7 protein-coding genes are annotated in these 12209 nt (G+C 67.7%); 5 read left to right on the forward strand and 2 right to left on the reverse strand.

Annotated features, from left to right (window positions below; all coding sequences use genetic code 11):
• Nucleotides 1-34 precede the first annotated feature (34 nt).
• Complete coding sequence (locus KA419_02720; GenBank protein MBP7864836.1) at nt 35-2806, forward strand: aryl-sulfate sulfotransferase; 2772 nt, start codon at nt 35-37, stop codon at nt 2804-2806.
• Nucleotides 2807-3245: 439 nt separating this feature from the next.
• Here KA419_02720 and KA419_02725 read toward each other — a convergent pair whose 3' ends face one another.
• Nucleotides 3246-6305 carry a peptidase M4 family protein gene (locus tag KA419_02725; GenBank protein ID MBP7864837.1) on the reverse strand — a complete coding sequence of 1020 codons (3060 nt, stop codon included), beginning with the start codon at nt 6303-6305 and terminating at the stop codon, nt 3246-3248.
• An 843-nt stretch (nt 6306-7148) separates the two neighbouring features.
• Here KA419_02725 and KA419_02730 point away from each other — a divergent pair.
• On the forward strand, nt 7149-8816 hold the full coding sequence (locus tag KA419_02730) for a metallophosphoesterase family protein (protein ID MBP7864838.1): 1668 nt from the start codon (nt 7149-7151) through the stop codon (nt 8814-8816).
• A 450-nt stretch (nt 8817-9266) separates the two neighbouring features.
• Here the strand turns inward: KA419_02730 and KA419_02735 are convergent, their stop codons facing one another.
• Nucleotides 9267-10007 (reverse strand): hypothetical protein, encoded by a 741-nt coding sequence (locus KA419_02735; protein ID MBP7864839.1) that lies wholly within the window; start codon nt 10005-10007, stop codon nt 9267-9269.
• Here KA419_02735 and KA419_02740 point away from each other — a divergent pair.
• From KA419_02740 to KA419_02750, 3 genes are all read left to right on the forward strand, one after another.
• A complete protein-coding gene (locus KA419_02740) occupies nt 9993-10598 on the forward strand; it encodes a hypothetical protein (GenBank protein ID MBP7864840.1) in 606 nt (201 codons plus the stop codon). The two genes, KA419_02735 and KA419_02740, sit on opposite strands and share 15 nt — an antisense overlap.
• A gap of 91 nt (nt 10599-10689) precedes the next feature.
• Nucleotides 10690-11619 (forward strand): hypothetical protein, encoded by a 930-nt coding sequence (locus KA419_02745; GenBank protein ID MBP7864841.1) that lies wholly within the window; start codon nt 10690-10692, stop codon nt 11617-11619.
• A gap of 11 nt (nt 11620-11630) precedes the next feature.
• Nucleotides 11631-12161 (forward strand): hypothetical protein, encoded by a 531-nt coding sequence (locus KA419_02750; GenBank protein MBP7864842.1) that lies wholly within the window; start codon nt 11631-11633, stop codon nt 12159-12161.
• Nucleotides 12162-12209 lie beyond the last annotated feature (48 nt).

A 12209-nucleotide genomic window follows, 5' to 3' on the forward strand; every position in this document is an offset into this window, starting at 1 on the left:
CGAAAACGGAATTCGCAGATCAAGGAGCAGGAAAATGAAGCGTAACAAGGTGCTTGTTCTATGCGGGTTGTTGATGACGGTGGGGCTCGGGAGCGTCGCGATGGCTTACGAGGTCATCCGGGGAAACACGGAACTCCGCTACCTGGACGAGGCCCAGGCCTGCCCCGGCTACACCCTGTTCGCCGCCCAGGGGACCACGTACCTGATCGACCTGTGGGGCCGGGTGGTCCACACCTGGCCGGGCGGGGCCAACCCCCGCCTGCTGGAGAGCGGTCGCGTGCTGGATGCCACCACCGACGATTCCGGCGCCTTCACGGGGCTCCGGGAACTCGACTGGGACGGCAACGCGGTCTGGTCCTACACGGAAACCCGCGCCGGTTACGCGCCGCACCACGATTTCGCCCGGATCTACAACCCCAAGCTGCAGGCGTACACCACGCTGTACCTCGCCAACAAGACCCTCACCCACGACCAGGCCATCGCGGCGGGCTGCGACCCCGCCAACGGGCCCTACGACGGCGCCCAGGTGGACGCCATCGTCGAGGTTGACCTGAGCGGGAACGTCGTCTGGGAGTGGTGCTTCTTCGACCACGGCATCCAGGACGTCGACGCCGCCAAGTCCAATTACGTCGGGAGCGGAAAAACCATCGCCGACTACCCCGGCCGGATCGACCTCAACCTGCCGGGCCGGCCGCTGGGAGCCAACTGGCTGGACTGCAACTCGCTGGACTACAACGAGTCCCTCGACCAGATCGTGGTCTGCGCGACCCGGGGCGAGTTCTACGTCATCGACCACGGCGGGACCTTCGTCGCCGGCGACCCGGCGGCGAGCCTGGCGGCCGCCGCCGGACCGGCGGGCGACTTCCTGTACCGTTTCGGCGACCCCGCGCGCTACGCGCAGGGCACCGCCCCCTCCGTCTCCCTCAACTGGGACAACGCCTCCTCCGGCCAGAAGCAGATCGGGGGGGCCCATAATGTGCAGTGGGTCCGCACCGGCCTGACGGGGGAGGGACACTTCCTGGTGGTGGACAACGGCCAGTACCTCATGGTCCGCACGGCCCAGTCCGCCGTCCTCGAGATCAACCCCTTCCTGGACAGCAGCGGGACCAGCACCGGGCAGTACGTCAACCCGCCTCTGGCGGGCTACAACACCGTCAACTACGCCAAGGACACCCACAAGGCCTCCCGGCAGATCTCGAAGCAGGTCGTCTGGTCCTACACCTCCCTCAGCAACCAGGGCTTCTTCAGCCACGAGGGGTCCAGCTGCCAGCGCCTGCCCAACGGCAACACCCTGATCTGCGCCACCACGGAGGGGCTGCTGTTCGAGGTGACGTCCGGCGGGACCGTGGTCTGGGAGTACCTCTGCCCGGTGACGGCGCGGGGCGCCCGGAAGGTGCTGTCCGACAACGACCCCATGACCAACGCCGTGCCGCGGGCGTACCGGTACGCGGCGACCCACCCGGGACTGAGCGCGCACGACCTGACGCCGAAAGGGACGATCACGGCCCTCGCCTCCGTGGCGTACTTCCCGTGGCTGGGCCACATCCCCGGCCAGGCCACCGTCGGCCTCGGGTTCTCCAACCCCGACGACGAGCCCGCCTGGACCGACCTGAGCGCCTTCACCGGCACCGGAGCGACCGCCGGCACGCCCCGCCTCGTGGAACTGCAGGTCCAGGGGCAGGACGCCCGGCAGGTCGAGGCCCTCCTGGGGTTGACCGGGGAGACCCACGGCTGGGTGAGTGCCGAACGGTCCGCGTCGGGGGTCCGGGGGTTCTTCCTCGCCCAGGCCTACCAGAACGGCGAGCTGGTCGGCCTGGACGGCGCCCCGGCCCTGGGGGCCACCACCCTGGACGGCGTCGTCGCGCGGGTCCGGACCAACGGGGGTTACACCACCCTCCTGGCCCTGGCCAACCCCGGCGACAGCGCGGTCACCGTCACCCTCACCGGCGCCGACGGGGCGTCGATCCGCGATTTCGGATCCTATCCCATCCCCGCCTGCGGCGGGCTCCACCTCGACGTCGCCCCGCCCTTCGACGGCAGCCTGCGCGTGACGTCCACCGGCGGCATCGTCGGCACGGCCCTGGTCCGGTACGGCGGCGAGTCCCTGAGCGTGCTCAACCTGGCGCCCGTCTCCGGGGCCGCCACCCGGCTCTACGCCCCCCATGTCACCCGCTTCGGCGCCCTCTTCGACACGGACGTCAGCCTGTTCAACCCCGGCGCCGCGGACGCGACGGTGACGCTGTCGCCGTTCCGCGCCGACGGGACGGCCCTGGCCGACCCCGTCCAGATCACCGTGCCCGCCGGGCAGGTGCGGAACTTCAGCGGGGCCGCCATCGGCCTGGACGGGACGACGGACGCCGACGGGTGGCTGCGGGTGGACAGCTCCGCCGGCAGCCCGCTCGTGGGGTGCGTCACCTTCGGCAACCCGGTGGATCACCGCTACGAGTCCTGCCTGCCCCTCCAGGCGACCGGCGCCTGCGAGGTCGGCTTCGCCCAGGTGGCCAACGGGACGGTGGGCGGGATCGACTACTTCACGGGCGTGGCGGTGGTGAACCCTTCGGCCGCTTCCGTGACGGTCACCCTCCAGGTGCGGTTCAGCGACGGGACGGCCAACGGCAACGCCGTGACCCGGACCCTGGCCGCGGGCGAGAAGTACGTCCGGCTGCTGTCGCAGATGGAAGGCGTGGGAAGCCTGGCCCCCCAGGCCAGCGGGTCGCTGGAGATCGGCGCCTCCGGCCCGGTGCTGGCCTTCGCCCTCTTCGGTGACACGGCGGGGAAGTTCCTGAGCGCCGTCCCGGCCCAGTGACCGGGGGCCTGGCTGGAGCGCCCCCGTTCGGGCGCCGTCGTCAGCTCCCGGGCGCCGGCATCGGCAAGGCTCGCGGAGGAAGGATGCCCGTCGAGGCCCTCCCCTTTTCCCGGACCCTGGCACCCGCGCCGGGACGGCGCGTGCAGACGTCGCGACGTTCGTACGCGTCGTCCCGACGCGGACCGTGAGGCAAAGCTAAAACCGGGGAAGAGATGAACGCCCGCGCCGCTCCGGCAGCCTGCGCGGCGCACGCCGCATGAGCCGGGAGGAGACAGGGCCGCGGCATGGGGGCGGGGGGGGATGGCGGGGGCGGGGGCGATAGCAGCGATGGCGATGCCGATAGCGATGCCGATGGCGATACCGATGGCGATACCGATAGCGATACCGATAGCGATACCGATAGCGATACCGATAGCGATACCGAGGGGGGAGAGAGGGGTCAGTTGAACACGGTCACGCCGGCGAGGGAGCGGTTGTCGTTGTACCCGTAAAGCTCGAAGCCGGTGATGGGAAGGCTCGAGTCGACGACGACCCAGCCCAGGAAATCCCCCACGCCGAAGAGTTCGCTGGCGTAGCCGATGTCCCGCAGGCAGGGCCCCACGGCGCGGTTGCGCGTGGCGACGAGGGCCCCGTTCGACGCGTAGAGCCGATAGGTCAGGTTCGCCGTGGACGCGTTGGGGTTGATGACGGCGATCCCCGTCCAGCGCACGTACCCGTCGCCCTGGGCGTTGCCGTTGACGATCTTGGGGAAGATCAGCCGCTGCCCGACGGACTTGGCCGCCTCCAGCCCCGCCAGGGAGTCCACCCCGGCGGGGGGCGACAGGAGCCCGAAAAGTTCATACCCCGTGATGGGGTGGCCGGCGGAGGTGCTGGCGACGGTGACCCAGACCGCCTCGTCGGGGATCACCCGCTGTCCGCCCACCGTCCAGGTGTGGGCCATGTAGGCCTGTTTCCCCAGGTAGGGGATGCCGGTGAGGGTCTGCTTGAGGACCTGCCCGCCGCTGGAGTAGGCGGTCACCACGATGGGGTGGGTGGTGACACTGTCGCCGGTGTCGGGGTCCACGGCCAGGCTGACGAAGGCGATCCCCGTCCACCAGCCCAGGGGCGGGTTCGCGATGTGGCTGAAGAGCAGCGTCTGGGAGACGAAGGGGTCCAGGTTCAGGCCGGCGCAGTCGTAACCGGACTTCACCCCGAAGATTTCCGCCCCGACGAGGTTCGGGTCCAGGGCCTTGTTCTGGCCGAGGTCGTAGTTGAAGAACGCTCCCCAGAGCCCCCCGAGGGCCGTGGGGTTGGGCATGTACCCGTAGAGCTGGTCGTACATCGCCTCGAAGTCGAAGAACGCCGCCGAGTTGGGGGTCCCCAGGTTGAAGGCGGCCCCCTTGTCCGCGTTGTCCGCGAAGATCACGCTGCTCTGGGTGGTGTTGACGTTGCCGACCCCGCAGACGGAGAACCACCCGGTGTCGGTGTAGGGGATGTGGGGGACGAAGGTGGCGCCGGTGAAGATCTCGGCCGGCGTGGTGGCCACGGAGAGGTGCCGGTCGGGGTTCTCGTGGTCGCAGACCCCGATGAGGCGCCGGTCCGAGCTGAGGACGCCCAGCAGGGAGTTGGCGGGCATCGTCCAGCCCTCCATGGCGTGGGCGGCCAGGGAGCGGGACCCGGTCGTGCCCGCCACCGCGCCCTGGCCGGTGTAACAGTTGAGGGTGTAGGTGGCCGCGGCGTCCCCCGGGTTGACGATCCAGACGGACGCGTTGAAGGTCTTCCCGTGGTGGGTGAAGTTGACGCCCAGGGGGAAGTAGAGATGGGAATCGGTCGAGGGGGCCGTGCCGGCGGTGATCCCCACGGCGTCGAAGGCCGACTGGATCGCCAGGTGCTCGGCCGAACCGTTTCCGTGAAGGTCCACGGCCGCCTGCTCCAGGCCCGCGCGCCCGCCCTTGAAGTCGGTGCCCTGGGTGAAGTAGTGCACCAGGGCCCGGAAGTAGATGCGCTCGGCCTTCGCCCGGCCGATTGCGGTGGCCGCCAGGTAATAGGCCTTGTTGGGGATGCCGTTGTTGAGGTGGACGCCGCCGTAATCCGAGGTGGTGGAGACGTACTCGCTCATGTGCGCCGGCTGCCAGAAGGGGCTGCCCGGGGAGTGGCCGTTGTGGGGGTCGGCCATGTTCCGGAGGGCGGTGGCGCCGGTTTCGGGCCGGATCACCGTCTCGGCGAGGAGCCAGTTGTTGTCCAGGGCGGAGCCGAAGACGTCGGACATGGACTCGTTGAGGGCCCCGGGCTGGTACTGGTACACCAGGTTGCAGCTGGACTGGGTCACCCCGTGGGTGAACTCGTGGGCCACGACGTCCACCGCGGCGGCGAGGTTGTAGAAGCTGGTCCCGCCCGAGCCGAAGTAGAAGTGGTTCGGGTCCGCGCACGTGGCGTTGTCGGGGTCGGCCACGTTGTTCACCATCATCAGGACGGGGCCGCCCGCGTTGTCCGCGCTGTTCCAGTTGTGGGTGTTCCGGAAGTAGTCCCAGGTCAGCCCCATGTGGTAGCTCGCGGTGCCCCCCGCGGCGATGCCGTAGCTGTCGTTGAAGAGGTTGTCGCCGTTGGGGTCCCGAATGACGCCCGCGCCCGCGATGCCCCCGCTGCCGTCGAAGGCGGCGAGGGTCCCCCGGAGGGTCGATGGGTCCAGGGTGCCGGGGAACATGGGTTTGGAGGCATCCACCAGGTAGGTGTAGCCGTCGTCGTCGTGCCAGGTGTTCAGGGTCACGGACTGGCTGTTGTGGATCAGGACGCCGGTGGAGGTGGTGGGGTATCCCGAGGGGACCTCGTTGACGGAGTTGAGGATCGCTCCCGTCGCAGCGTCCACGAAGACCCGGAACCGGTAGGGGTGCGGCCGGGCGGGGGTCAGCTCCACTTCCCAGGCCAGCCGGGGTGTGTTCGTGAGGAAGGCGTAGACCGCCAGGGAAGCGGAAGAGCGCACGCCCACCGGGCAGGGGTGCGCCGCTTCCGCCGTGGCGGCGGCCTCGGAGGCGCTCACCCCGGGGACGGCCGTGTCGAGGGCGATCTCCCGGAAGTCCCCGTTGAAACAGTAAACGAAGCCCTGGGGGTTGAGGTGGACGATCACCTCCTCGGGCCAGACGGGGATCCCGCGCCAGGTGTGCCGGAATTTCACGTGGTGAAGCCCGAGGTCATCCGTGGCGAGGGTCTTCAGGGCGAAGTCGTTGTCGGGGTCCCCAAGCCGCAGCAGGGAGCGGTTCGCGTCCAGGAAGCGCCGGGCGCCCAGGGCGGGGTCCGCCTCGCCGGGGCAGCCGAGCGCCCCCCGCAGGAGCACGGGGGTGCCGTGGGCGGACACGACCCCCTCGAGGGCCGGAAGCGCCACCGACGGTGGGGGGCCTTCCATCGCCGCTGCGGGGAAGGACCCGGGCGGAAGGGCCGCGAACTCCGGCGGGGCGGCAGCCGCCGTGAAAGGGACAAGGGCGGAAACCGCAGCCAGAAAAAGAACAATGCCCTTGAAATTCATGATGCTCCTCCCTCGGCTTCAGGATGCGATCCGGCGCCGCCGCTTCACCCCGCACGGGGGGCGGAGGCGATGCCGTCCTTCGTCGGGGAACTGCGCCGAACGATCCGTGACATGCCGATTGCCTCCTGCGGCCGGGCCTTTACTGTTTATTGAGCTGGTTCCAATTATATCGTCGACGCCGGGAGCGCACAAGCTTTTTCGGCCGGATGAAGCGCCCGGCGGGTCGGGTCTTCCTATCCCCGGAGATTCGACTCGGCGCCGGCCGGGCCTGCCGCTCGTCCCCGCTGCAGTCGAACGGGACTTTTACGGGAGAGGCGCCTTTCCGATCCCTGCCCGGGGGAGGGCGAGAAGAGCAACCCGTCCCCGTTCGGCAGCTGGAGGGGCTGCATTTCGCTCCACACCGCGGTCCGCACCCCGAGGCGCACGTCCCCCGCCAACCATGATGCTCCCGCAAAAAGTCGCGAAAAGGAGATCGCCCGCGAACAACGCCAATCTACGCGAATTTATAACACGAATAATATCTATTGATTATTGATTTCTGATTCGCGTTCATTCGCGTGATTCGCGGGCAAAACAGGACTTTTGCGGGGTCGTCAATCTGGTGTTTCCGTCAAGGCCGGGCGCCACCGGGCAGGGAACGCCTGAACCTTCGGGCTTCCGGGGCCATCTATGGGGTGAGGGTCGAAGCGTGGCCCCGGCGGATTTCTTGTGAACGCGCGGCAACGGGGGAACCCCGGCCGGAAACAGGCGTAACGGGATTCCAGGCCGAGTGTTCGGAAAGGGTGGCCGGGACGCCCCGCGAGGAGGGGAGAGCGGTCGGTACACGAAAACCAGGACGAAAACATGAGAACACGGTCATTCTTCCCTGTCGCTTTTCTGTTCCTCGCCACGGCATGGGCCGCGGCCGCGGGGCCTTTCGACGTCCGGCTCGCCTGGACGGGGGACCCCGCGAGCACCCAGACGGTGTCGTGGACCACCGACGCGCTCACCCGGGAAGGGTACGTGCAACTCCGGGAGCGTTCCGGGCGGGAAGCCCGCACGGTCCAGGCCCCGCCCCCCGAGCCCTGGGAGTCGATGCAGCTGTGGAGCGTGGAACTGGACGGCCTCACCCCGGGCCGCACCTACGTTTACCGGGTGGGGGACGGCGCGGACTGGAGCCCCGAGTACAGCTTCCGGACGGCCCCCGCCGAGCCGGGGAAATTCCGTTTCCTGGTCTTCGGCGATACATCCGACAAGGACCGGGACTACACCGGTTGGGGGAAGACCGCCCGGGCCGCCTTCGCTTCCTTCCCCGACGCCCGTTTCGCCCTCACCCTGGGGGATGTGGTGGCCCGGGGGCAGTTCTACGAGGACTGGGCGCCGTGGATCGCCGCCGCGGGGGACGCCCCGGCCCGGGTCCCCTTCCTGCACACCGTCGCCAAGGACGAGTGCAGCTACGGCCAAGAGTACGCCAAGGCCACGGGCCGCCCGGAAACCGGCGCCCCCCGCCTCCTCCCGAAGCTCTGGAAGAGTCCCCCCAACGGCCCCCCCGCCTACCGGGGGCTGGCCTACTCCTTCGACTACGGCGACGCCCACATCGTGTCCATCCCCAGCCAGTTCGAGTCCCACCACCCCGGCGACGAGGCGGCCCGGGACGCCATGGCGGCGGACATCGCCCGCTGGCTCGGGGAGGACCTGGCGGCCACGTCCAAACCCTGGAAGATCGTGCTGATGCACGTCGCCCTCTACCCCACCCTCTCCGACCGGGGGGCCGACCGGGTCCGCCGGATCTTCCAGCCGGTCCTCGAGAAACACGGCGTGGACGTGGTCTTCGACGCCCACAGCCACTGCGTGGCGCGGACCTGGCCCATCCGGGACGGGGTTTTCGGGTCCTTCCCGGCCGACGGGGTCGTCTGCTACACCGTCGGCACCTCCCAGCCCAACCCGAAGAAGGACACCTCCCGGAAAATCTGGCACGCCTTCGCCTGGGACGGCCAGACGCGGGCCAACTACCTTGCCGTGACCGTCAGCGGCGACAAGCTGAGGATCGAGACCTTCCTGGACGACAACACCCCCCTCGACCGCTACGTCATCGACAAGGAGGACCCTTTCGACTCCACCCTGACGGTCCCGCCCGCCCGTTTCGAGAAGACCCACGCCGTCTGCTTCGGCTCCGTGGTCCCCGTCTGGTACCCGCCCTTGTCCGAGGACAAGCCCGGCTACGGCGGCCTGCCCTTCCGGGACGACAACCCGCGCAAGGGCATCCCCGACCTGATCCCCAACGGGGAGTGGTGCTTCGACATCCGGACCCTGGCCGTCTTCCTGAACGGCGTCTGGGACCGCGACCGGCGAAGCCTCACCTACGACGACATGGCCCTCGGCCTGAGCTTCCCCCCCGACACGGTCCACCTCGGGACCACCGCCGGGGGCCACCCCATGGACTACGTGTCGGAGAAGGGGCTCGAGGCGGCCGGCTTCGAGGTCCGCTACGACGACGCCCTCAACCTCTGGTTCATCGAGCGCACCCGCTGAGACCCGCGCGCGGCTCCTGCAACCACCCGCTCCCGAAACCCTTTTCGTTTCCTGCCTCCGGGGAGAGAATCTTTATGTTCAACACAGAACAAAAGGGTTGCGCATCACATCGCTTTTTGCGGGGTCATCAATCGTGAGGGTCCCGCAATACAGTACCCCCCGACCCCGAAGGGGTCGAACGTGAATAGAAGGAAGGGAGAATCGATCACCCCGACCCCGAAGGGGTCGAATGTGAATAGAAGGAGGGGAGAATCGATCACCCCGACCCCGAAGGGGTCGAATATGAATAGAAGGAGGGGAGAATCGATCACCCCGACCCCGAAGGGGTCGAATGTGCGGAGAGGTGACTCACGTTCGACCCCTTCGGGGTCGGGCGGTGGGGGTGGGGCGTTCATCTATTCACGTTCGACCCCTTCGGGGTCGGGCGGTGGGGGTGGGGCGTTCATCTATTCACGTTCGACCCCTTCGGGGTCGGGTGGTGGGGCATTCATCCGGTACCTTGCCCAAGCGTTCATCGAGAAAAGCCTCGACGACCGCGAATATCTGATCGATCCCGTCCGACGTCGGCAAGGCCTCGCGGATCATCTCCAGGTATCGTCTTGACCGGGCGGTCTCCAGGGTCGGCCTGAAATTGAGGTCGAAAACCCAGCTGATCTGGAGCAGTTTGAAGTCGTTGAGATTGTTGACATGGTTCAAGTTCACGAGATCCCGGTTGACCAGGTCACGGTATACCGCCTCGGAGAAACCGGGCGAGTCCGGGAGACCCAGTTCGATCGCGCCGCTGCGCCGGCCGTTTTTCCGCTGGTAGTTTTGAAGCCCCGCGCGGCCGCTCTCCCGACCGGTGTTTCCTGTCGCTTTGAACCGACCCGGCGCCGCCTCCGTTTTACGGTCTCCCGACCAAGGCCTCCAGAGGGCTGTCTCTTCCTCCTGCCTCCTGAATTCTGAATTCTTCGTTCGTGTGGTTCGTGGTTCCTTTTCCGCTTTATCAGGGCTGATGCTATCGCAAAAAGTACCATCACCCTCCGGGTGAGGCTCAAACAAAGGCTTTACATACACTTTCCCCTTCGTTTTCCGACTTTTTGCGAACGCATCATGTTTGATGAACCCGTAAAAAGCCCTGCAATTCGGGCTTTCACGCGGTTCGATTTGAGCTATCATCAGCAAAAAGGAGTTGACATGAAACACTTCCAATCCGTCACGCTGATCCTCCTCGTCGGCGTCCTTGGGGTGGTGCTGTGCGGATGCGGCGCGGCCGACCCCGGTCAACCCCGGGCCGCGAATCCGTCCGCGGAAAAGCCCCTGCCGCCACCGAAACCGTCCCTTTGGAAGGTGCGGGTGACGGGGCAGAAGCTGCTGGAGTCCTACCCGGACCGGCCGGACGTCGATCGCGACCACCCGGTGCTGGCCCTCAAGGTGGCCGTCGAGTACACGGGACCGGGTGAGGCGGTGATCTCGAAAGGGCAGCTCCGGCTCTCTGCGCCGAGCGGCAGTCCCTGCCCCCTGTTCGCGATAGGGAGTGGAGGGAACGCCTTCGATCAGTTCAACTTCCACACGATCCCCGGGGAAGGCTGGTTCGGAGGCGGATATCCCTCGGTGGACAACGTTGTGGACGGCCGCACCGTCTTCGGCCTTCGCCAACCGGACGCCGCGAAGCCCCCGACGCTGCTCTTCCAGGAGCGAAGCCAGGAGATCCTCCTGGGGTTCGTCATCCCCCGCGTCGGCGGAACGTTCAGCCTGGAATTCGGCGACGCCTCCGGAGCGCCGGTCGCCGTTGCGCCATGAGGAAATCCTGTCCCGCAGGGACAGGCGTGACCTTGCTGGCCAGGGAGCCTGGCTCCCGGTGAGGTTGGTGAAAGTCGAGAGGAGGGACAAAATGAAACGAGCCTTGGGATTGATGGCCCTTGCCGTGCTGGTTGCCGCCTGGGCGGCGGGAGGGGTGGAGTACCGGACCCGGAACACGGTGAAGCTCAACAGCCAGACCACCGGCGCCACGTCGGGGAATGCCGGCCTGTTCGACCTGCTGGCGAGCCGTCTCAAACCGGAGGAGCGGGAGCTGGCCCTGCAGAGCGGGACCCTGGTGCGGGCCCAGGGCGGCAGCGCATTGGTCCTTCTCGTCCGGCCGCGGGTTGATGACGCCCGGGGGATCTCCGCCCGAATCGCCCGGGACGGGAACTACCTCCTGCACCGCGGCGGCGACCGGCAGTCCTACCTGGTCGATCCCGTCCGAAAGGTGTATGCCGTCTATCCCCTGTCTCCGGCCGAGGTGAAGGAGGCGATGAAGGTCGGCGGCATGAAGCTGGAGTGCAAGGCGTCCGACCTGGCCATCACGGCGGAGAGCCTCCCCGACGAGCCACTGGGGGGCGGGACCTGCCGTCACCTGCGCCTCACGGTCCGATACGTCGCCCAGTACCGCATGAGCAAACTGATGCGATGGCAGAAGGAGAACCACACCGACGTGCTCGACGTCTGGCTCCGGCCGGACCTGCCGGGTTATGCAGGGGTCCCGGACGTCCTGCGGACCGAGGTTTACCGGACGATGTACGACGAGGTGAACACGGCCGTCTGGAACCGGCTGCGGGACCTCTTCAAGGACGGCTTCCCGATCCGGCAGCGGTTCCGCCTGAATGCGGGCAACCCCGGGGTGGCGGGTTTCAACGCCTCGAAATTTGACGCCGACGTGGGGCTTGATGTGGAGGACCTTCGCGCAGTGGAGATCCCGCCGTCGGAGTTCGAGCTGCCTGCCGGCTATGCCAGGGTCACCCTGGACGAGTTGATCCGGGCCGAATCGCCTGCAAAACCCTGAAAAGAGGTTAAATGGATATGAAGAAAGCCATGGGGAAACCCTTCTGCCGATTCCTGGCTTTGTGGTTGCTGATCGCGGCGGGGATGCCCTTCGTTCCGGCGGGGAAGCCCAAGGTCCTGGACACGGGGCCGTACCCGCGGGTGGCGGTGTGGGTCTGCCGGATGGCGGACCAGAACGGCCTGCTGCCCGACATCAAGCCCGAGACCGACTACGCCCTGCGGACGCCCACCGGGTTGAAGCTGGGCCAGGTGAGCACCGGTTTCAACCCCATGGCCGTCGTGGTCAACGACCCCGCCGTCCGGGAGGACCCGGCGATGAAGCAGAAGATCAAGGTGATCGACCCGGCCGACACGGACTACGCCTTCGAGCGGGGGTTCCTCATTTCCGAGCGCAGGAACCTGTTCTCCCGCGCCACCACCGTCACGGTGATCACCCTCGGCGACGACGAGGTGCGACAACGGGCCCTGGTCTACCTGCGGAAAGGCTTCCATGGCCCGCAAAAACTCTGGGACTTCCCGGGGGTCGAGGAACTGATCAAGTAGTACGCGCCGCCTGCCGGGCGGCGCACGGGTCAACGGGGTCAGGGGGTG

The organism is Acidobacteriota bacterium (assembly GCA_018001935.1).
Classification (GTDB): domain Bacteria; phylum Acidobacteriota; class JAAYUB01; order JAAYUB01; family JAAYUB01; genus JAGNHB01.

Coding starts and splice junctions, on each gene's coding strand:
- KA419_02720 (MBP7864836.1), top strand. CDS start 35: ATGAAGCGTAACAAGGTGCTTGTTCTATGCGGGTTGTTGATGACGGTG.
- KA419_02725 (MBP7864837.1), bottom strand. CDS start 6,305: ATGAATTTCAAGGGCATTGTTCTTTTTCTGGCTGCGGTTTCCGCCCTT.
- KA419_02730 (MBP7864838.1), top strand. CDS start 7,149: ATGAGAACACGGTCATTCTTCCCTGTCGCTTTTCTGTTCCTCGCCACG.
- KA419_02740 (MBP7864840.1), top strand. CDS start 9,993: ATGAAACACTTCCAATCCGTCACGCTGATCCTCCTCGTCGGCGTCCTT.
- KA419_02745 (MBP7864841.1), top strand. CDS start 10,690: ATGAAACGAGCCTTGGGATTGATGGCCCTTGCCGTGCTGGTTGCCGCC.
- KA419_02750 (MBP7864842.1), top strand. CDS start 11,631: ATGGATATGAAGAAAGCCATGGGGAAACCCTTCTGCCGATTCCTGGCT.